Below are 19965 nucleotides of genomic sequence, written 5' to 3'. Positions count from 1 at the left end.
ACTCATACCATCGCTGTCACGGGTCCAGACAGGACATTTACGGAGCGCGATATGTGTGGAATTGTCGGGGCGGTTGCCCAGCGGGACATCCTGCCGAACCTCGTCGAGGGCCTGAAGCGGCTCGAATACCGCGGCTACGACTCATGCGGCGTGGTGGTTTATCGCGACCGTGCGCTGGCACGCGCGCGCAGCGTCGAGCGCGTCGCCAACCTGCAACGCGAGATCGCCGCGCACGCGTTGTCCGGCTACACCGGCATCGCGCATACGCGGTGGGCAACGCATGGCGCGCCCGTCACGCTCAACGCGCATCCGCACTTCTCGCCGAGCGACGACAACGCGCGCATCGCGCTGTCGCACAACGGGATCATCGAGAACTGCGACCAACTGCGCGCCGAACTGCAGGCGCACGGCTATGTGTTCGCGAGCCAGACCGACAGCGAAGCGATCGCGCACCTGATCGACCATCTGTACGACGGCGACCTGTTCGACGCGGTGCGCCGCGCGGTCGCGCGACTGCGCGGCAGCTATGCGATCGCGGTGATGTGCCGCGACGAACCGCACCGGATCGTCGGTGCACGCGACGGGATGCCGCTCGTCGTCGGTGTCGGCGATGGCGAGAATTTCCTGGCGTCGGATGCGATCGCGTTGTCGGGCATCACCGATCGCATCGCATACCTGGAGAACGGTGACGTTGCCGATATCCAGCTGCATCGCTACTGGATCGTCGACGCGGCCGGCCAGCGCGCCGAGCGTGCGGTGCAACGGGTGGCCGCGCACAGCGGCGCGGCCGACCTCGGCTCGTATCGCTACTACATGCAGAAAGAAATCTTCGAGCAGCCGCAGGCAGTGGCCGATACGCTGCTCGACGTCGCGTCGATCATGCCCGAGCTGTTCGGCGACGGTGCGTGGCGTGTGTTCAACGACGTCGACTCGGTGTTGCTGCTCGCATGCGGCGGCAGTTATCACGCGGCATTGACCGCGAAGTACTGGATCGAGAGCATCGCGAAGCTGCCGGTGAGCGTCGAGATCGCGAGCGAGTTTCGCTATCGCGACAGCGTGCCGAATCCGCGCACGCTGGTCGTCGCCGTGTCGCAGAGCGGTGAGACGGCCGACGTGCTCGGCGCCGTGCATGTCGCGAAGCAGCGCGGGATGATGCATACGCTCGCGATCTGCAACGTCGCGACGAGCGCGCTGATGCGCGAATGCGCGCTGCAGTTCGTCACGCGTGCGGGAATCGAGATCGGGGTGGCTTCGACGAAGGCTTTTACCACGCAGCTCGTTGCGTTGTTCTTGCTGACGTTGTCACTGGCACAGGTGCGCGGCCGATTGAGCGATGACGAGGAGAAGGCGCATCTGCGTGCGCTGCGGCATCTGCCCGATGCGATGTCGAAGGTGCTCGCGCTGGAGCCGCAGATCATGGGCTGGTCGGAGTTGCTCGCGCGACGCGACAACATGCTGTTCCTCGGGCGCGGGATGCATTACCCGATCGCGCTCGAAGGCGCGCTGAAGATGAAGGAGATTTCGTATATCCATGCGGAGGCTTATCCGGCCGGGGAATTGAAGCATGGGCCGCTGGCGCTGGTCAGTCATGAAATGCCGGTGATTGCGGTGGCGCCGAATGACGTGCTTCTGGAAAAGCTCCGGTCGAACATGCATGAGGTCAGCGCGCGGAACGGCAGGCTTTTCGTGTTCGCGGATGTGGACTGCGGGCTGGTGCCGAGTGACGGGATCGAGGTGGTTCGGCTCAATGAATACTACGGGCCGCTTTCGCCGATTCTGCATACGGTGCCGATGCAGTTGCTGGCTTATCACGCGGCGTTGGCGAGGGGCACGGATATCGATAAGCCGAGGAATCTGGCCAAGTCGGTGACGGTGGAGTGAGGGTATGTCTTGCTGCCCGCAATACTTAAGGTAGCTCATTGCGAGGGAACTGCAGGTGCCGCTGAGCTACCAATTGGAACTAGTCGGAGCCGGGTTCCCGATGTGCAGTTCCCAACCCGCGCTCCGGGAGTTCGAGCGCGACGCGTAATGTATCGGCGAACTCACGAAACTGCACGCGCAAATGCGGGATGCGTGCGGTTTCCGGACTCCCGCCTTACTTGGCAATAAGAAAGCGGTCGCGGTTCTTCGCGTCGCGAATCCACAGCGGGGCGCGGCCTCGGCCCGACCACGTCTCCCCCGTCTTCGGGTTTTGGTATTTCGGCTCGGCAACTGCTGCCGGTTTCGCGGCCGTCTTCGCGCGCTTGCGACCAAAAATCTGGTCTTCAGTGATGCCGTACTCGTCAACGAGCTCGCGAATCTGCGCAATCACGGCTTCGAGCTCCGCGATGCGAGCGGCTTCAGTGCGCTTCTGGAGCACGTCAAGTTGTGCCTTCAGCTTCTTGTAGGTTTCAGTCATTCGTTAATTCTCCTGTATTTTGAGAACAATACGTAAATCATGATAATTCAGCAACCGCTTGATCGCACGCAATCATCATCCCCTCGCACAAGAAAATCGCTACTTCGACAAACTCAGCTTCTTCGACAGCACGACACCGCTCGACGGACTCACCAGCCGGATGGATTGGAGATCCATGTGCAACCTGGAGATCCGGGTCGTGATATCCGTCGGCTCCTCGATGCTCGGATCGACATGCTCGGTTTGTTCAGTCAGGTAAGGCCGAACCAGGCGCCCGGAAAATACGAGTGCGAAGTCGCCATGCGCTTGGGCGTACACGGCAGGCGAAAGCCGCATGCGGCTGCGAATCGACGTCTTTTTCCCTTCCCCGGCGTCGAGCTCGATGATATCGACCTGCTGGATATACCCTTTCGCCTTCGCTTCGGGTGCAATCACTAGCCCTCGCCCTCGCGGCCCCGTCGTGACCTTTCTGAGCAGGATGCTCGTTCGGTCGTCGCGCTCCGCGTCGAACAGGTCGACGTCCAGCGTCATCAAGCGCCGCTGCGCTTGGTATCTCAGCCCGTATCGCACCGGCACCACGAACGTCACGTCACGATCGAGATCGACGGCTGCCAGGTCGGGATTCGGGCCATGCCGATCGGTGGCGCTGGAGACGAGGCCGCGAACCCGTGCACTCAATGAAGGGGCGGCAGCGCTGACGTGCTGCTTCTTCAGCGCATCCCGGATTGCAACCGGATCGTCACCGACAATCGATCGTCCGGTGGACGTGCCATGATCGACAGCGGGCGCGACGCGCGTCGCGCCGTCTGCAGCCTGCACCTCCGCGTATGCCGCCACTGGCGCCAGCATCATCGCCAACACGACGCCCCACGCGAAGCTCGAACGACCCAACTTGGATTTCCTGTGAAGCACGACGAACTCCTGATTTTCTTTCTGATCGGTCAACGACGAGCACTATAGGGTGGAATGGCGCGCGACGCACCCCCGTTCGAAATGACTCATGGCCGGCTCGCCGATCAGGAATCGGCACCCTCATACCCGCCCATCCTCGCGCCGATACTCCGCTGGCGCTTTCCCCACCAGCTTCCGAAAATCGCGCGTGAAATGCGCCTGGTCGAAATACCCCAACGCCTGAGCCAGTTCCGCGAGATCGACCGGCTCGCCGCCGGCAAGCTTGTCCGCGGCCTCATGCAGGCGATAACGACAGATCACCCACTTCGGCGTCACACCCACGTAGTTGGAAAAGAGCTGCTGCAGCGTGCGCTCGCTCATCCCCGCGCGCTCGGCCAGATCGCGCACCTGCGTGAGGCCGAGATCTTGCTGCAGCATCTGCAAAATCGCGTGAATGCGCTCGACCTGCGGATCGGCCGGCGGCAGCACCCGCAACAGCAACGCCTCCGCGGCGGCCACCATTCCGGCATCGTCCTCGGCACCGAGCACGGCGCCTTCGGCTTGCGCATCGCCACAATCGAGCAGCGTCGACACCGGCAGCACCTTGTCGGTCGACAAATGCACCGGCTTGCCGAAGAATGCCCGGAACGCCCCCGGCCGAAACCGCAAGCCAATCACCCTCCCGGCCCCGGCCAGCGTCGTCTCGAACGCCCCCGACACCACCCCGAAGATCCCCGTCCGCCGCCGGTCGAACACCAGATTCACGCATGGATACGGCAGCGTGCGCTGCACATACGGCGGCTGATCGCGCAGATTCCATTCGACGATCCAGTGGTGATCCAGCACCCCGGCCAGTTCGGCGCACGGGTAATAGCGATTCAGGCGGAAGCGCTGATTGAAGGCTTTCGGGCCGACGACGCCCTTGGGCGTCTCGGTCACGTTACGCAAGTCGGCCATGGTGACGAACCGTTGAGATGACTGCGTGATGATGCACCGCCACAGCGGATTTTTCCAAGACGAAGCCGCGCGGCCGTCCTACATTGGAATACTCGTCCCCAACGCACACCGGAGCCCGCGATGCCGCAAGACCGTCACCTGACCCTGTACCACTCGCCGCGCAGCCGATCGGCCGGCGCGCGGATGCTGCTCGAAGAACTGAGCGCCGACTACGAACTGCACGCGTTCGACCTCTCCGCCGGCAAACATCACGACGCCGAATATCTCGGCATCAACCCGATGGGCAAGGTGCCCGCGCTGCGTCACGGCGACGTGATCGTGACCGAGCAGGCCGCCGTCTACATGTACGCGGCGGAACTGTATCCGGAAGCCGGCCTGTCGCCGGCGCCCGGCGATTCGCTGCGCGGCCCGTATCTGCGCTGGATGACGTTCTACGGTTCGTGCCTCGAGCCGGCCGTCGTCGACCGCTCGATGAATCGTCCGCCCGCGGCCTACTCGACGTCGCCCTACGGCGACTTCGATGCCGTCATCAACGCGATCGATGCACAACTGGCAAAGGGGCCCTGGCTGCTGGGCGAGCGCTTCACGGCCGCGGATGTGCTGTGGGGCTCGGCGCTGCACTGGACGACGATGTTCAAGCTGGTGCCCGAGACGCCGCACATTCGCGCCTATATCGACCGCGTTCTTGCTCGCCCGGCCATCCAGCGTGCGCAGGCGGCGGATGCGGCACTCGCGGCCGAGCAGGACAAGGCCAAGGAGGCAGCGTCCGCTGCAAGGTAGTCCGATACCGGGCGGACCTTGACGCAAAGTCCGCCCGGCACGCCGTCAAAACATCGTATGCACGCCAACGCGCGCCACGGCCTGGCTCGCCGAACTCGACGCCCCGTTCGGATCGAGCACGCCGTTGATCTGCGCATTCGCCCCGCTGTTCGCGCGCTGATAGTCCGCCGACACGTAAACCATCGTCCGTTTCGACAACAGGTATTGAAGCGCGACGCTGACCTGATGTGCATGGTTGTCGTTCACGGCTTCGTTGCCCTTCATGTACATGTATTTCGCGCCGAGAAAGATGTCCGGCCTGATGCGCCATACTCCACCGGCTTCGGCCATCCACGCGCCCGCGTCGTTGAACGAATTGTGCACGGTGGTCAGCAACGCCTTCGCGGTCACCGCACCGAAGTCATAGTGCATCCCGATGCCCCAGTTGCGCACACTGGTCGACGGCGTACCGGGCGCCGGACCATACTTCTCGTTCGTATAGGCCGCACCGATACCCAACGCCCCGACTTCGTAGTTCAGCCCGGCGCTCACGGTATTGTCGGCACCGACGGAGCCCGCCACGCCGCCGAACGCATACATCACGCCCCCGGAAAACCCGGCAATCGTCGGCGAACTGTATTTGACCGAATTCGCAACCGGCTTGCTGCCTGCCGTGCGGTCCCAGTCGAATGCGCCGGTGGGATTGCCAGGCAGCGCGAGACGCTGGAACGGGCCATTCCTGAACCCGTACAGCCCCGTGAGATCCATCGAGATCGCGTTGCCCTTCGCAAACAGGGAATCCACCATGAAGTCGTACTGATTCCCCAGCCTGACGCTGCCGAACCGGTCGCTCTCGATGCCCACATATGCGTTGCGCCCGAAGATGCCGGTGCCGACGATGCTGCCGTTCGCCATCGAGAACTGGTTCACGAGCGCGAACGTCGCGTGATATCCGCCACCGAGATCTTCCGTGCCGCGCAAACCGAACAGGTTCGGCGTGAAGATGCCGTCGTCGAACTTGACGTTCTTTCCGCCGCCCTCGTTGCTGACATACGAGATGCCGCTGTCGATCAAACCGAACATGGTCACGCTGCTCTGCGCGTACGCGCCCGGCGCGATGGCAAGCATCGCGATCACTCCAAACCTCAGTTTCATTGTGTCTCCGTCTTTTCTTGTCGATACGAATCGGGCACTCGCCCGATTCTTCGTGAAACAACGACTTCCCCGGCCCGGCTTCGAATTCATCCGGGTCGTGAAAATGAGTATTCGATTAGCTTTACTGATTGAATGGAGCGGGTGAAATCCAGCTTAATTCCGATGTCATCCCGCGTGATTCGATTACCGCACGGCCCGACTCCAGTCGCGCAATCCGACCTTCCGAATCAAGCGCTCCGACAAATCACCCATGCCGTCGAATCCACCTCGACGGCCACGGCTTCCAGCCCGGCACCCGAACACGGCCCGTCGATGCACACACCATCGTCGAACCGGAACAGCGCGCTGTGATGCGCACACATCAGCACCTGCGACCGATAGCAGGAAACGTTGCCCGGCACGAAATCGAGCGGAACCGAGAAATGCGGGCAACGATTCACGTAAGCCCACACCTGCTCTCCACGCCGCACGACGATGACGGGGCGCCCGATGCACGCTTCGTCGACGACGCGCGCCCCGCCGTCCGGCACATCGGAGAACCGGCAAAGTCGAGCGGCGCCCATGATTCACGCTCTCCGCTCGGGATTGCCGAGGCTCCAGTCCCACGGTCGAACCTCCACCCGCGAGAACAGCCCCTCCTTCACGTACGGATCGTTGCCGACGAACTGCATCACCGCATCGATGTCGTCGGCCTCGACGACGAGCAACGTGCCGTTCATCGCATCGCCCTGCGGATCGAGCGTCGGGCCGCCGAGCCGCACATATACGCCGTGCTGCGCAGCGGCGCGCAGGTAGGTCCGGTGCGTGGACCGCACGCGGTCGCGCACTTCGCGCATTCCGGGCTGGTCGGTCGCAAACACTGCAAAGAATCGCGCCATGTCGGTCAGCTCCGGTCGAGCACGAAGTCGTACGTCGCTTCGCGGTACGCGCCGCTCAACCCGAACCGGCGCGCGAGTTCATCGCCCGCCGCACGCGGACGATAGGCAACCATCAGCGACGGCTTCACGCCGAAGACGGCATCCGACTTCAGATAGGCGTCCTCTTCGTCGAACAGATGCGTGACGAGCTTGCGGTAGCCCGGCGCGTCGATCATGAAGTGCAGATGCGCGGGCCGCCACGGATGACGGCCGGTGGCATCGAGCATCTTCCCGACCGGGCCGTCGGTCGGAATCGGGTAGCTGACCGGCAGGATCGTCGTGATCGCATAACGGCCTTCGGCGTCGGTGCGGTAGCGTCCGCGCAGGTTGCCGTGCGGCTGCGCCGTGTCCTGTCCGGAATACATGCCGTTTTCCGCCGTCTGCCACACGTCGAGCACCGCGTCGCGCACGGGTGCGCCGTCGGTGGTGAGCACGCGGCCGTGCACGACGACGGGTGTGCCGGGCGTGAACGCCATGTTCTCGCCATACGCGCGCTCGGGCATGCCTTCGATGTAGAACGGGCCGAATACGGTCGTTTCCGTCGCGCCGGTTGCGAAGCGATGGTTGATCGCATCGACCAGCATCGACACGCCGAGCGTGTCCGACAGCAGGATGAATTCCTGGCGCACGACGTCGTCGCACATCTGCCCGGTTTCGGTCAGGAAGCGAATCGCGGCCATCCACTCCGCCTCGGTCAACTCCGTCTCGCGGACGAACGCATGCAGATGCCGCACAAGGCTCTGCATCAGCACGCGCAAGCGCGGATCAGGCGTACCGTCGAAGCTGGCGACGACCTGCTCGGTCAACCGCGTATCGCCGTCGTCATGAAGCTCATTCGTCACGTTCGTCTCCTGTGATGCAGCCGGCCGCTCAATGCGGCTCGCGCCCTTCCCACGCATGCTGAAGCAATTCGCGAATCGGCGCGCGTTCGATCGGCCGCGGATTCGCATAGGGATTCCGGCAGGCGAGGTCGGCGGCTTCGTCGAGGCCCGCTTCCGGCATCCCGATGTCGGCAAGCGCCGGCGAGAGGCCCAGTTGCCGATTCAACCGGAACAACAGCGGGCCGGCGTCGGCCGCGTCGGTGCCGCCCAGCGCCCGTGCGACGCGGCGCAGCGCGTCGGGCGCCGCGGCATGGTTGTAGTGCGCGGTATGCGGCAACATCGCGGCGTGCGTCTGCGCATGCGGCAGGTTGAAGGTGCCGCCGAGCGTATGACACAGCTTGTGATGCAACGCCATGCCGACCGAGCCGAGACACGTGCCGGCAAGCCATGCGCCATACAACGCGCGGCTACGCATCTCACGATCGTTCGGATCGCGAACGATCACTGGCAGAGCCTCGCCGAGCGCACGGATCGACTCCTCGGCCATCAGGCTGATCACCGGGTTCGCATCTTCCGCGTAGAGCGCCTCGACCGCGTGAGCCATCGCATTGACGCCCGACGCCGCCGAAATTCCGGGCGGCAGCGACAGCGTCAGCGACGGGTCGTAGAGCACCGTCCGAGGCAGCACGCGCGCATCGCGCCCAGTGCGCTTCAGCCGGCCTTCCGTGAGCCCGAAGATCGGCGTCATCTCCGAGCCCGCGTACGTGGTCGGCACGGCGAGGATCGGCAGCGACGACTCGAGCGCGATCGCCTTGCCGAGCCCGATCGTCGAGCCGCCGCCGATCGCGACGCAACAGTCCGCGCCCAGCTCGGCGGCCGTCTCGCGCGCGGCACGCGCGACTTCGACCGGCACGTGCATCACGGCCTGCGCGCATACGCCGGCCGCGCGCTCGCCGAGCACGCCCCTGACCCGTTCGGCGAGCGGCTGCTGTTCCGGCGTCGACAAAATCAGCGCCCGCTGCGCGCCGAGCGCGGACAGCTCGTCCGGCAGCCGTTCGAGCGCACCCCACTCGAACACGACGCGCGACGGCGTTCCCTGATAGACGAAGCGCTCCATCTTGACCTCAACGCTTGAAGTGCGGCGGCACCTTGCCGTCGACGTTGACCCACACCGAGCGCGCTTCCGTGTAGTCGTGCATCGCCTCGAAGCCCATCTCGCGGCCGTAGCCCGACTTGCCGATGCCGCCGAACGGGCTGCCCGGATTGACGCGCTTGTAGCAGTTGATCCAGCACATGCCCGCATCGATCCGCGACGCCATCTTGTGCGCGCGGGAAAGATCGTTGGTCCAAAGGCCGCTGCCGAGCCCGTATTCGGTCGCGTTGGCGATCGACAGCGCTTCCTCGTCGCTGCCGAAGCGCAGCACGGTGACGAACGGGCCGAACACTTCCTCCTGCGCGATGCGGTCGGCGGCGCTCTTCGCTTCGATGATGGTCGGGCGCACGTAGTAGCCGTTGGCGAGTGCGGCATCCTGCGGCGCACTGCCGCCCGCGAGCACGCGGCCGCCCTGCTCGCGCGCGACGTCGACGAACGACAGCACGCGGTCGAGGTGTTGCTTCGACGTCAGCGGCCCCATCTCGGTGTCCGGGTCCAGCGGGTTGCCGACGCGGATCGACGACGCCAGCGCCACGAAGCGCTCCAGGAATGCGTCGGCGATACGTTCATGCAACACCAGACGCGAACCCGCGATGCACGCCTGCCCCTGGTTGTGGAAGATCGCCCATGCGGCGCCGTTGATGGCGGCGTCGAGGTTCGCGTCGTCGAACACGATGTTCGCGCCCTTGCCGCCCAGTTCGAGCTGCACGCGCTTCAGGTTGCCCTGCGACGCCTCGACGATGCGGCGGCCCGTCGCCGTCGAGCCGGTGAATGCAATCTTCCCGACGCCGGGGTGTTCGGCAAGGCGCTGGCCGGCCGTATGGCCGTAGCCGGGTACGATATTGACGACGCCCTCGGGGAAGCCAACCTCGGCCATCAGTTCGACGATGCGCAGCGTCGACAGCGGCGTGATCTCCGACGGCTTGAGCACGACCGTGTTGCCTGCCGCCAGCGCCGGTCCCATCTTCCAGCTCGTGAACATCAGCGGAAAATTCCACGGCACGATCTGGCCGACGACGCCGATCGGCGCGCGCTGCACATAGTTCAGGAAGCCGGTTTCGACGGGAATCACCGAGCCCTGCAGCTTGTCGGCCATGCCGCCGAAGTAGCGGAAGCATGCTGCCGTGCGCGGCACGTCGAGCGCGCGCGAATCGCGGATCGGATGGCCGGTGTCCAGCGATTCCAGTTGCGCGAGCTCCTCGGCGTTGGCTTCGATCGCATCGGCGAGGCGCAGCAGCAACCGGCCGCGCTCGGCCGCCGGCATCGCCGACCACTGCGGGAACGCGCGGGTAGCGGCTTCGACCGCCAGGTCCACGTCCACCGCGGTGGCGGCCGCGATCCTCGTGATCAGCGAGCCGTCGTGCGGATTGAGCACGTCGATCGTGCCGCGCTCGACGGCGTCGACGAAGCGCCCGTCGATGAAGAGTTGGGTTTGCATGAATCGTCCTCGATGTATTGCTGAAGTGCGTGCGGCTCAGAACTCGATCGGATACGGCGCTAGCTCGCCGCTCTCGTATCGCTGCGGCAGGTCCGGCGTCGCGTTTTCCCAGACCAACAGCATCGAGCGCTTCGTCGAGTAGCCCTGGTGCCGGATGTCGGCGGGCATCGCGCAGATGTCGCCCGCCCGCATCGTGATGCGCGCGCGCGGCGCGCCGGTATTCTTGTCGCCGATGTCCCACACGATTTCGTCGGACAGCTGCAGGAACCATTCGACGCGGTCGTTGCCGTGGAACACCGGCAGGATGAATTCCTCGGTGGTCGGGCAGAACAGGCTGCGCCCGCACACGGACGTCACCGACGGATTCCACGTCACGTCCGAACGCGACAGGTACTTGAAGAGGTTGAACGCGTGCAGTTCGCCTTCGAAGCCGGGCTTCACGTGCACTTCCGGCTCGTCCTGGCCGACGTCGAGAAACGCGCGGTTGACCGGCAGCTCGTCGCGCAGCGGCGAGTCGCCTTCGAGGCCCGGCATGCGGCGCGTGGCAATCCGCGTGCGTTCGATCGCCGCGCCGTTCTCGCCGTGCTTGCGGCCGAATGCCGTGCCGGTTTCCTCGGGTGCCGCGAACGGGTCGAAGCCCTCGTTGGTCCAGTCGTGCAGCATGGCCTTGAAGGTCGCCATGATCGTCGGCGTTTCGAACGTCTCGGTGTAGTCGACGCCCGCTTCCTTCAGGATTCCGTTGAACGTGCCCGCGTAGACGTCGACCTGGCCGTAGTGATTGCGCGTGCCGAACACGTGATCGAAATTCACCCAGCCGTAGAAGAAGCCCCACGCGACGTCGCGCATCATCGCGCGCAGGAATGCATCCGCGGGCATCGCGTGCGTGCGGGTCTGGCCTTTCGCCGGCCAGCTGATCTTCACGAAGTACTCGTCGCGCTGGAACGCGAACTCGCCGAGTTGGAAGCGGCGGTAACCGGTGACGGCATCGGCTTGCGTCGCCTGCACCAGATCGGCGGCAAAGCCCGCGGAAGGATCGAGGGTCTCGAGGGTGGCCATGACGTGTCTCCTGGAATGGTTGAACGGGGCGGTCGGGTGGATCAGTGCAGGCAGATGTCGGCCCACTTCTCGACGGACAGCTCGCCGAGCACGGTCTGCACGAGCGCGACGCCCGGCTTGCCGGCGGCGAAGCGATACGCGCAGCCGGCCGGCAGCAACGCCTGATGCCCCTTGCGCAGGACGACGTAGCCCATCTCGCGGCCTGCCGGCTGCGCGCCGGCGCTCACGGTTCCGCGGCCGGTAGTCGGCGGGTTGTCGAGCTTGATGAATTCGATGCGGACTTCGCCATCCATCTGGATCGCGAACTCGTCGTGTGCGCACGCGAACCACGGCGACTGGCCGTCGGTCCGCAGCACTTCGATCACGTATTCGAGGTTCTTGCCGGCGACGACCTTTTCGTAGGGAGCCGACTTCGATGCGATCTCGAAGACGTTCGAGAACGCGTAGTGTTTTGCGCTGCCGCTGGTGATTTCGATCTCGCCCCTGGCATGGCTGTCGAGCGAGCCAAAGACGGTGTGGAATGCCGTGTCGGTCATTGCTGTCTCCTGAGTTGAACTGCTTGTTGGCTTCAACTCTAGGGGCAAGGGCGCCCGTCAACAAGGCGACGGACCGCGACTACGGCATTTGCGATTCGCGAATAATCGCTTCGTTCAGCGAACCCAGCCGCGCTCCAGCAGCGGGCGGTCCCACGGCGACTCGTCGCCGATGTATTCGACGAGGAATTCGACCAGCGCCTTCACCTTCAGCGCCTGTCGCTGCGTTGCGGGATAGACGGCGGCGAAGCTCAGCGGCGCGATCTGGAAATCGGTGAGGATGGGCACCAGCCGGCCCGCGACGAGCGCGTCGCTCGCGACCAGCGTGGGCAGGCACACGACCCCGCCGCCCGTCAGCGCGTATTCGCGCAGCAGGTGCACGGAGTTCGAGCGGATCATGCCGGGCAATTCCATTTCGACGACCTCGTCACCGCGCGTGAGGGTCCAGCGGTTGCGCGACGGATAGCCGGAATACAGTGCCGTGGTGTGCTGCAGCAATTCGCGCGGATGTTGTGGCGCACCATGCGCTTCGAGGTAGGCCGGCGACGCGCAGAACAGGCGTCGCACCACGAACAGGCGCCGCTCGATCAGCGATTCGGATATCGGCGGAAAGATCTGGAACGCGATGTCGAACCCTTCTTCGACTGGGTCCACGACGCGGTCATTGACGATGATGTCGAGCTGAATGCCCGGATAGCGGCGATTGAATTCGGCGAGCGGCACGCCGAAGTGATCGAGCGCGAAACCGGGCAGCATCTGGATACGCAGCCGCCCGGTGGGCGTCGCGCGCAGCTCGCGCATCTGGTCGGTCAGCTCGTTGACGCGCCCGACGACCTCGGCGCATTCGCGGTAGAAGGTCTCGCCCACTTCGGACAGGCGCACGTGGCGCGTGCTGCGATGGAACAGCGGCGCGTTGACGAACTTCTCCAGTTGCTGGATGCGGTTCGTCACGACCGAACTGGTGACCCCAAGCTGTCGCGCCGCTTCCGCGAAACTGCTCGCCTCCGCGACCCTCACGAATGCCTCGATGCTCAGAAACCGGTCCATGCCGCACCCTTTCCGAAACCCAAATCGGCAGTCTAACCGCACCTGCCTGCCGGCTGGGTCACGCCGAACGCGTCACACTGTCACCCGACGGGTGTCAATCCCGCCGGCCGCCCGTGCGAGCGTGACCTGGCGAAACGTTACGGCTGCTTGCCCGCCGACAGCTCCGGCTGCAAGCTCATGCGCCGCTGCAGCACGGCCGGCGCGGTTTCCCGCAGCAGCAAGCTGACCACGATGCCAAGCAGCACCGCCCCCATCGGCAACCACAGAATGTTCTGGATCCCGAAGTGTGTGGCAACGTAGCCGCCCATCGCCGGTGCGATGCCGCCGCCGAAGATCTCGCCGCAACCGACCACCACGCCGATTGACGTCGACACGAGCCCGACGGGCGCGGCTTCGGTGGCCACCGGGCCCGACAGCAGCGACACCAGCCCGAGCGTGAAGAACGACGCGACGAACAGCACCGCGAACAGGACGAGCGGTTGCGGGCCCAGGCCCCGGAAAACGTAGAGCATCACCGCCGTGCCGGCAAAACCGACGATGCTCGCGAGGCGGCGGCCCACCAGGTCGGACAGGCCCGGCAGCCCGAACTGCCCGAGAAAGCCGCCGAAGCCGATCGCCGACACCACCAGGCCCATCTTCTGCGTGCCGAGTGCAAGGTAATCCGTCAGGTACAGCGGCAGCAGCGCGCCCAGCACGAACACGCCGGTCATCGCACAGCACAGCGCGGCCATCGCGACGAGGATGTTGCGGCTCTTCAGCACATGGCCGAGCGATGCCGGCGCGTGTTCCGACACGACCTCCTTCGCGCGCTTCGGTTCGCGGATCACGAAGAACATGATCGCGCCGAGGATCAGCCCGGGAATCGCCACGAGCGCGAACACCCAGCGCCACGACACGACGCTGAGCAGTTGCGTCGCGATGATCGGCGACAGCGCGAGCCCGAACAGCGCGAAGCCGCTTTGCTGCAGCCCGAGGTTCAGGCCGCGCCGCCGCGGATGCGACACGTCGGCGGTGGCCGCGAAGCTGGTCGGGCAGAACGAGCCTTCGGCGACGCCCATCAGCCCGCGAATCGCGATCAGGCCGAGCAGCCCGCCCGCAACCCCCGAGAAGCCCGACAGCAGCGAGAACGCGATGATCGCCGGGATCAGGACCTTGCGGCGCCCGACCTTGTCGGAAATTCCGCCCATCAGCGCCGCGAAGATGCCCCACGACAGGCCGAGCACGCCGATGCAGTTGCCGACGTCCTGCGCGCTCAGGTGCAGGTCCTTCATGATCGAAGGGAACAGCGGCGCGATGAGCCAGCGGTCGAGGCCGACCAGCCCGAAACCGAGCGCCAGCAGCGTCACCGCCTTCCACTCATAGGAGGTATCCCACTCGTTTGCTTTCATGTCCGTCTCCATGGACCGGTCCACCTGCACGCGCCGGGGCGTTCGTGCACGAGTCCGGTCCGTTGTCTTGTGTGTGCGATGCGACGTGAGTCGCGAGGAAGTGGCGGCCGCCTTTGCCGTTGCGGGCGTCGAATTCAATCAGCCGACGCCGGAACGATAGGTGCGCACACGCGGATCGGGTATGGAACAACTGGCGAACGCGCCATTCGCGAAACGCAAATAATCGGCCGATCGGTGCGGGCGGCGTCAGCAGGCGGCACGGAACACGCGGCGGCACGGGCGGAATGGCGCGGATGCGGGCATCACCGGGGGAATCCCTCATGGACATCGGCGGATCGTTGCCTGGCGCCATGCGCGACCCCAGGATTCGATTCTCTTCAAATCGCCATTCATGGAATGTTTTTCCACATATCTTCTAATAGCCAACGCATTTTGGATCCTTTTTCCCCGCTCCTCCTCGTATCATTTCTCCCTCACGAAAAGAAAGAGCCAGAGAAGGACATGAGCGACACCACCCCGCTGCACTACCTCGACTACGCGGCCACCACCCCCGCGGATCCTCGCGTGATCGAAGCGATGACGGCCTGCCTCGGTGCCGACGGCATCTTCGGCAATCCCGCGTCGAGTTCGCACGCCGCCGGCCGGCTGGCCAGGGAAAAGGTCGAGCACGCGCGTGCGCAGGTCGCCGCGTTGATCGGCGCGGATGCCGACGAGATCGTCTGGACGTCGGGCGCCACCGAATCGAACAACCTCGCGCTCAAGGGTTATGCGGAGACCGCGACCGACAAGCGCCACCTGATCACCAGCCGCCTCGAGCACAAGGCCATCCTCGACACGATGGCGAACCTGTCGAAGCGCGGCATGACCGCGACCTACCTGTCGCCCACGGCCGACGGCGAAATCACCGTCGACGCCGTGGCCGCGGCAATCGGCCCCGACACGGGCCTCGTGTCGCTGATGCTCGTCAACAACGAGCTCGGCACGCTGACCGACATCGGCGCGATCTCGCGCGTCGTGCACGCGGCCGGCGCGCTGCTGCATGTCGACGCGGCGCAAGCGCTCGGCAAGACGCCGATCGACGTGCGCGCGCTCGGCATCGATCTGCTGTCGATGTCCGCGCACAAGGTGTATGGCCCCAAGGGCATCGGCGCGCTGTTCGTGCGCCGCGACATTGCCGGGCGCATCGCGCCGCAGATCCACGGCGGCGGCCACGAACGCGGCCTGCGCTCGGGCACGCTCGCGACGCACCAGATCGTCGGGATGGGCACCGCGTGCGCGGTGGCCGCCGAAAAACTCGAGCGCGAAACCGCGCGAATCGCGACGCTCAGCACGCGCCTGAAAGACGCGCTGCTCGCGCTCGGCGACATCACGCACAACGCGGCGGCGGCACGCCGCATACCGCACACGCTGAGCCTCACGGTCAACGCGCCGGGCTTCTTCCCGTTCATGCTCGGCGATGCGCTCGCCGTGTCGTCGACCTCCGCGTGCAACTCGACGAGCGGCGCGCCGTCCCACGTGCTGACCGCGCTCGGCCTCGACGCGCAAGCCGCCGCCCGCACGGTGCGCATCAGCTTCGGCCGTTTCACGACGGAGCAGGACGTCGACTTCGCGATCGCGTGTTTCGCGCGCGCGCTCGAACAATGCCGGGCTGCGGCGGCGACCGGGTTCACCGCATCTCGACAGATCACGCCGGCGGACCTGAAGGCGATTCGCAACGCAGGCTTTCGTGCGGTGATCTGCAACCGGCCGGACGGCGAAAGCGCCGATCAGCCGGCCTTCGAGGAAATCGCCGCCGCCGCGCGCGAAGTCGGCCTCGACGCACGCTATCTGCCGGTCGAACGCGACCGGATCGGCGAGGCGGAAGTCGATGCGTTCGGTGCGCTGGTCGATGCGCTGCCGAAGCCGGTGCTCGCATATTGCGGAAGCGGGAGCCGCGCCGGCATGCTGTGGAATCGGCTGACCGCGCGGCGGACGGCAACGGTCTGAGCGCAGTCTGCATGTAACGAAGCGCTCCGCGTTTGCGCGCGAATCCTGCGGTGTGCGGCCGCGCGGGGCGTCCCGCACCGTTAGGTAACCGGAATGAATGCGATACCGCATCGTTCCCCGTCCATCTCCCCGTCTCCTGAAGCCGCCACTCCGTCAACCCGCTTCGCCACACGGGTTGGTGCCACTCCAGGCGGCACCTTTCCCCCTGTGTCGAAGTTCCACAAGGGCGGATCATCCCTGATCCGTATGGATTTCTTACAAATATTCAACCCTGCATGCGATGCCCATGAACGGTGCATGCATCCTGAGTTTCACCGCATTGCCGAAATCCGATATCGCCGCGAGATTTGGCTTCATACCGTTCCCGTATCGGACCGGCACGCGATCGCCATCGATACATCACATCGCGTGCCGCCGACGAATTCCAGGAGCGGGCTGCCGTGCCGGGCCCGGGCAGCGATGACGGTCCTGCGTCGCAGGACATTCGTGACGGAGCGAACATGGATGCGAAAATCCAGCCTGATTCAGGCACTGACAATGACGTAAGCCTCCTCCACAAGATGGGATACGCGCAGGAGCTGTCGAGACGCATGAACGGCTTCTCGAACTTCGCCGTGTCGTTTTCGGTAATCTGCATCCTGTCGGGCGGCATCACCGCGTTTCAGATGGCGTTTTCCGCGGCCGGCGGCGCATCGATCGGCCTTGGCTGGCCGCTCGGCTCGCTGTTCGCGCTGATCGTCGCGGTGTCGATGTCGCAGATCGCGTCCGCGTTCCCCACCGCCGGCGGCCTCTATCACTGGGGCGCGATCCTCGGCGGGAAGAAATGGGGGTGGATGACGGCGTGGCTCAACCTGATCGGCCTGATCTTCGTGATCGCGGCGATCAACTTCGGCACCTACGATCCGTTCTTCAAGACATTGATCGCACCGATGTTCGGCGTCAGTCCGGACAGCCTGACCTGGTGGCATCAGACCGCGTTCATCGCGGTCGTCACCTTTTCGCAGGCAATCCTGAACGCTCGCGGCATCAGGATCGCAAGCAAGATCACCGACTTGTCCGGCTATCTGATCTTCGTCGTGACGATCGCGCTGGTCGTGTCACTGCTGGTCTACTCGCCTGTCGCGTTCGACCTGCATCGGCTCGTCACCTTCACCAATTACACGGGCGTCGACGGCGGCGCATGGCCGAAACAGACCACGCCGCTCGCGTTCCTGTCCGGCCTGCTGCTGGTGACCTACACGATCACGGGCTTCGACGCATCCGCGCACACGTCGGAAGAAACGCACGACGCGGCGAAGAACGTGCCGCGCGGCATCATCGGCTCGGTGTTCTGGTCCGCGGCGTTCGGCTACGTGATGGTGTGCGCGTTCGTGCTGGTCATGCCGGACCTGACCGCCGCAATGAAACAGGGCACCGGCTTCTTCGAAGCCATCCTCGCGCCGATCCCGAAGGCGTTGCGCGTGTGCCTCGAGCTCGCGATGTTCTTCATCAACTACGTGTGCGGGCTCGCCGCGATCATGTCGACGTCGCGCATGATGTACGCGTTCGCGCGCGACGGCGGGCTGCCGGCGTCGAAGCTGCTGCGCAGCGTGAATCACAACCATCGGACGCCCGGGCCCGCGATCTGGACATGCGCCGTGCTCGCGATCGTCGTCACGCTATACGGCGACGCGTTCTCGGTGTTGAGCGCGGGCAGCGCCGTGTTCCTGTTCATCTCGTACGCGATGCCGATCGGCTCGGGGATGCTCGCCGAAGGGCGCACGTGGACCGAAAAAGGCCCGTTCCAGCTGGGCATCTGGTCGAAGCCGTGCGCGCTCCTCGCGCTGGTGGGCGCGTGCGTGCTCGCATACGTCGGCATCCAGCCGCCCAACGAGAAGGTACTCTACGTGCTCGTCGCATTCGTGGCGGTACTGATGGTCATCTGGTACGGCTTCGGCGTGCGCAGAACCTTCGCCGGGCCGCCGATGCTCAAGGACGCGCGCAATGACGAGCGCATTCGCGAACTCGAGGCGAACGTCGATCCGACCGTGTGACGCGACACCGATTCGCACACAGCGCAAAAAACCGGTTCGCGGTTTCGCGAGCCGGTTTTTTTACGTCGCTTCGGAACCGAGCAGGTTCAACCGCGTTGGCGGTCGAACCCGGCTGCCGCGTGTCAGCCGTAGACCGGGAAACGCTTGGTCAACTCCGCGACCCGACCACGCACGCGCTCGATCGTCGCTGCATCTTCCGGCGCTTCCAGCACGTCGGCGATCAGGTTGCCGACCATCTCCGCTTCCGCCGGGCCGAAGCCGCGCGTCGTCATCGCCGGCGAACCCAGACGGATCCCGCTCGTCACGAACGGCTTTTCCGGATCGTTCGGGATCGCGTTCTTGTTCACCGTGATGTGTGCCGCGCCCAGCGCCGCTTCCGCCGCCTTGCCCGTGATGTGCTTCGCGCGCAGGTCCACCAGCATCACGTGGCTTTCCGTACGCCCCGACACGATCCGCAGCCCGCGCTTGACCAGCGTTTCAGCCAGCACCCGCGCGTTCTCGACCACCTTTGCCTGGTACGCCTTGAATTCCGGCGACAGCGCTTCCTTGAATGCCACCGCCTTCGCCGCGATCACGTGCATCAGCGGCCCGCCCTGGATGCCCGGGAAGATCGCCGAGTTGATCTGCTTCTCGTACTCCGCCTTCATCAGGATCACGCCGCCGCGCGGGCCGCGCAGGCTCTTGTGCGTCGTCGTCGTCACGAAGTCCGCGTGCGGCACCGGGTTCGGATACACGCCCGCCGCGATCAGGCCCGCGTAGTGCGCCATGTCGACCATCAGGTACGCACCGACCGACTTCGCGATCTTCGCCAGACGCTCGAAGTCGATCTTCAGCGCGAATGCCGACGCGCCCGCCACGATCAGCTTCGGCTTGTGTTCGTTCGCCAGTTTCTCGGCGGCGTCGTAGTCGATGTCTTCGTTTTCGTTCAGACCGTAGCTCACGACGTTGAACCACTTGCCCGACATGTTCACCGGCGAGCCGTGCGTCAGGTGGCCGCCGTGCGCGAGGCTCATGCCCATGATCGTGTCGCCCGGCTTGAGCATCGCGAAGAACACGCCCTGGTTCGCCTGCGAACCCGAGTTCGGCTGCACGTTCGCGGCTTCCGCGCCGAACAGCTGCTTCACGCGGTCGATCGCCAGTTGCTCGACAACGTCGACGTATTCACAGCCGCCGTAGTAACGCTTGCCCGGATACCCTTCCGCGTACTTGTTCGTGAGCTGCGAGCCCTGTGCGGCCATCACGGCCGGGCTCGTGTAGTTTTCCGATGCGATCAGCTCGATGTGCTCTTCCTGGCGGCGGTTCTCGTCCTGAATGGCAGTCCAGAGTTCCGGATCGACGTTGGCGACGGTGCTGGTAGTGCGATTGAACATGATGATTGATCGAAAGAAAGTGATGGATTGACCCTGGTATGCCGGACTTGCCCGGACCCGCGA

18 protein-coding genes are annotated in these 19965 nt (G+C 65.0%); 4 read left to right on the top strand and 14 right to left on the bottom strand.

The window, feature by feature from the left end:
- Window positions 1–51 precede the first annotated feature (51 nt).
- Window positions 52–1881 carry a glutamine--fructose-6-phosphate transaminase (isomerizing) gene (glmS, locus tag WI26_RS16565; protein WP_069226554.1) on the top strand — a complete coding sequence of 610 codons (1830 nt, stop codon included), beginning with the start codon at window positions 52–54 and terminating at the stop codon, window positions 1879–1881.
- Window positions 1882–2095: 214 nt separating this feature from the next.
- Here glmS and WI26_RS16560 read toward each other — a convergent pair whose 3' ends face one another.
- The 3 genes from WI26_RS16560 to WI26_RS16550 all read right to left on the bottom strand — a co-directional run bounded on the left by WI26_RS16560 (window position 2096) and on the right by WI26_RS16550 (window position 4246).
- Window positions 2096–2398, bottom strand: a complete 303-nt coding sequence (locus tag WI26_RS16560) for an H-NS family nucleoid-associated regulatory protein (protein WP_069226553.1) — start codon at window positions 2396–2398, stop codon at window positions 2096–2098.
- Between the two features lie 99 nt (window positions 2399–2497).
- Complete coding sequence (locus WI26_RS16555; protein WP_420480790.1) at window positions 2498–3343, bottom strand: hypothetical protein; 846 nt, start codon at window positions 3341–3343, stop codon at window positions 2498–2500.
- 87 nt (window positions 3344–3430) lie between these two features.
- Entirely contained in the window at window positions 3431–4246 is an 816-nt protein-coding gene (locus WI26_RS16550) for a helix-turn-helix domain-containing protein (protein WP_069226552.1), read from the bottom strand.
- 120 nt (window positions 4247–4366) lie between these two features.
- Between WI26_RS16550 and WI26_RS16545 the strand changes: the two genes are divergently transcribed.
- Window positions 4367–5026: a glutathione S-transferase family protein gene (locus tag WI26_RS16545; RefSeq protein ID WP_059540401.1), complete on the top strand. Its 660-nt coding sequence runs from the start codon at window positions 4367–4369 to the stop codon at window positions 5024–5026.
- Between the two features lie 45 nt (window positions 5027–5071).
- Here WI26_RS16545 and WI26_RS16540 read toward each other — a convergent pair whose 3' ends face one another.
- From WI26_RS16540 to WI26_RS16495, 10 genes are all read right to left on the bottom strand, one after another.
- On the bottom strand, window positions 5072–6160 hold the full coding sequence (locus tag WI26_RS16540; protein WP_059542714.1) for a porin: 1089 nt from the start codon (window positions 6158–6160) through the stop codon (window positions 5072–5074).
- 227 nt (window positions 6161–6387) lie between these two features.
- Window positions 6388–6723 carry a Rieske (2Fe-2S) protein gene (locus WI26_RS16535; RefSeq protein ID WP_059466139.1) on the bottom strand — a complete coding sequence of 112 codons (336 nt, stop codon included), beginning with the start codon at window positions 6721–6723 and terminating at the stop codon, window positions 6388–6390.
- A 3-nt stretch (window positions 6724–6726) separates the two neighbouring features.
- Window positions 6727–7038 carry a YciI family protein gene (locus WI26_RS16530; protein WP_059504020.1) on the bottom strand — a complete coding sequence of 104 codons (312 nt, stop codon included), beginning with the start codon at window positions 7036–7038 and terminating at the stop codon, window positions 6727–6729.
- 5 nt (window positions 7039–7043) lie between these two features.
- Entirely contained in the window at window positions 7044–7919 is an 876-nt protein-coding gene (locus WI26_RS16525) for an intradiol ring-cleavage dioxygenase (RefSeq protein WP_060322203.1), read from the bottom strand.
- A gap of 28 nt (window positions 7920–7947) precedes the next feature.
- The gene (locus WI26_RS16520; RefSeq protein WP_069226551.1) at window positions 7948–9015 is read right to left on the bottom strand and encodes a maleylacetate reductase; all 1068 of its coding nucleotides are present in this window, start codon (window positions 9013–9015) and stop codon (window positions 7948–7950) included.
- A 7-nt stretch (window positions 9016–9022) separates the two neighbouring features.
- Complete coding sequence (locus tag WI26_RS16515; protein WP_069226550.1) at window positions 9023–10489, bottom strand: aldehyde dehydrogenase family protein; 1467 nt, start codon at window positions 10487–10489, stop codon at window positions 9023–9025.
- A 36-nt stretch (window positions 10490–10525) separates the two neighbouring features.
- On the bottom strand, window positions 10526–11545 hold the full coding sequence (locus tag WI26_RS16510) for a hydroxyquinol 1,2-dioxygenase (protein WP_069226549.1): 1020 nt from the start codon (window positions 11543–11545) through the stop codon (window positions 10526–10528).
- A gap of 41 nt (window positions 11546–11586) precedes the next feature.
- The gene (locus WI26_RS16505) at window positions 11587–12081 is read right to left on the bottom strand and encodes a hypothetical protein (protein WP_059466144.1); all 495 of its coding nucleotides are present in this window, start codon (window positions 12079–12081) and stop codon (window positions 11587–11589) included.
- Window positions 12082–12195: 114 nt separating this feature from the next.
- Window positions 12196–13125, bottom strand: coding sequence for a LysR family transcriptional regulator (locus WI26_RS16500; RefSeq protein WP_059601009.1), 930 nt, complete (start codon window positions 13123–13125; stop codon window positions 12196–12198).
- A gap of 137 nt (window positions 13126–13262) precedes the next feature.
- Window positions 13263–14513, bottom strand: coding sequence for an MFS transporter (locus WI26_RS16495; protein WP_069227751.1), 1251 nt, complete (start codon window positions 14511–14513; stop codon window positions 13263–13265).
- Window positions 14514–15014: 501 nt separating this feature from the next.
- Between WI26_RS16495 and WI26_RS16490 the strand changes: the two genes are divergently transcribed.
- Entirely contained in the window at window positions 15015–16499 is a 1485-nt protein-coding gene (locus WI26_RS16490) for an aminotransferase class V-fold PLP-dependent enzyme (protein ID WP_069226548.1), read from the top strand.
- Between the two features lie 500 nt (window positions 16500–16999).
- Window positions 17000–18532, top strand: coding sequence for an amino acid permease (locus WI26_RS16485; protein WP_059466148.1), 1533 nt, complete (start codon window positions 17000–17002; stop codon window positions 18530–18532).
- Window positions 18533–18654: 122 nt separating this feature from the next.
- On the opposite strand, the gene glyA is transcribed toward WI26_RS16485, so the two are convergent.
- Window positions 18655–19902 (bottom strand): serine hydroxymethyltransferase, encoded by a 1248-nt coding sequence (gene glyA / locus WI26_RS16480; protein WP_069226547.1) that lies wholly within the window; start codon window positions 19900–19902, stop codon window positions 18655–18657.
- Between the last annotated feature and the right edge of the window lie 63 nt (window positions 19903–19965).

The organism is Burkholderia diffusa, from assembly GCF_001718315.1.
Taxonomy (GTDB): Bacteria; Pseudomonadota; Gammaproteobacteria; order Burkholderiales; family Burkholderiaceae; genus Burkholderia; species Burkholderia diffusa_B.
Note: the sequence above shows the minus strand (reverse complement) of the source record. Positions and strands in the feature narration are given on the sequence as shown.

What these genes read in the sequence shown, in the direction of transcription:
- glmS (WP_069226554.1), top strand. Translation starts at nt 52, where the DNA reads ATGTGTGGAATTGTCGGGGCGGTTGCCCAGCGGGACATCCTGCCGAAC.
- WI26_RS16560 (WP_069226553.1), bottom strand. Translation starts at nt 2,398, where the DNA reads ATGACTGAAACCTACAAGAAGCTGAAGGCACAACTTGACGTGCTCCAG.
- WI26_RS16550 (WP_069226552.1), bottom strand. Translation starts at nt 4,246, where the DNA reads ATGGCCGACTTGCGTAACGTGACCGAGACGCCCAAGGGCGTCGTCGGC.
- WI26_RS16545 (WP_059540401.1), top strand. Translation starts at nt 4,367, where the DNA reads ATGCCGCAAGACCGTCACCTGACCCTGTACCACTCGCCGCGCAGCCGA.
- WI26_RS16540 (WP_059542714.1), bottom strand. Translation starts at nt 6,160, where the DNA reads ATGAAACTGAGGTTTGGAGTGATCGCGATGCTTGCCATCGCGCCGGGC.
- WI26_RS16535 (WP_059466139.1), bottom strand. Translation starts at nt 6,723, where the DNA reads ATGGGCGCCGCTCGACTTTGCCGGTTCTCCGATGTGCCGGACGGCGGG.
- WI26_RS16530 (WP_059504020.1), bottom strand. Translation starts at nt 7,038, where the DNA reads ATGGCGCGATTCTTTGCAGTGTTTGCGACCGACCAGCCCGGAATGCGC.
- WI26_RS16520 (WP_069226551.1), bottom strand. Translation starts at nt 9,015, where the DNA reads ATGGAGCGCTTCGTCTATCAGGGAACGCCGTCGCGCGTCGTGTTCGAG.
- WI26_RS16515 (WP_069226550.1), bottom strand. Translation starts at nt 10,489, where the DNA reads ATGCAAACCCAACTCTTCATCGACGGGCGCTTCGTCGACGCCGTCGAG.
- WI26_RS16510 (WP_069226549.1), bottom strand. Translation starts at nt 11,545, where the DNA reads ATGGCCACCCTCGAGACCCTCGATCCTTCCGCGGGCTTTGCCGCCGAT.
- WI26_RS16505 (WP_059466144.1), bottom strand. Translation starts at nt 12,081, where the DNA reads ATGACCGACACGGCATTCCACACCGTCTTTGGCTCGCTCGACAGCCAT.
- WI26_RS16500 (WP_059601009.1), bottom strand. Translation starts at nt 13,125, where the DNA reads ATGGACCGGTTTCTGAGCATCGAGGCATTCGTGAGGGTCGCGGAGGCG.
- WI26_RS16495 (WP_069227751.1), bottom strand. Translation starts at nt 14,513, where the DNA reads ATGAAAGCAAACGAGTGGGATACCTCCTATGAGTGGAAGGCGGTGACG.
- WI26_RS16490 (WP_069226548.1), top strand. Translation starts at nt 15,015, where the DNA reads ATGAGCGACACCACCCCGCTGCACTACCTCGACTACGCGGCCACCACC.
- WI26_RS16485 (WP_059466148.1), top strand. Translation starts at nt 17,000, where the DNA reads ATGGATGCGAAAATCCAGCCTGATTCAGGCACTGACAATGACGTAAGC.
- glyA (WP_069226547.1), bottom strand. Translation starts at nt 19,902, where the DNA reads ATGTTCAATCGCACTACCAGCACCGTCGCCAACGTCGATCCGGAACTC.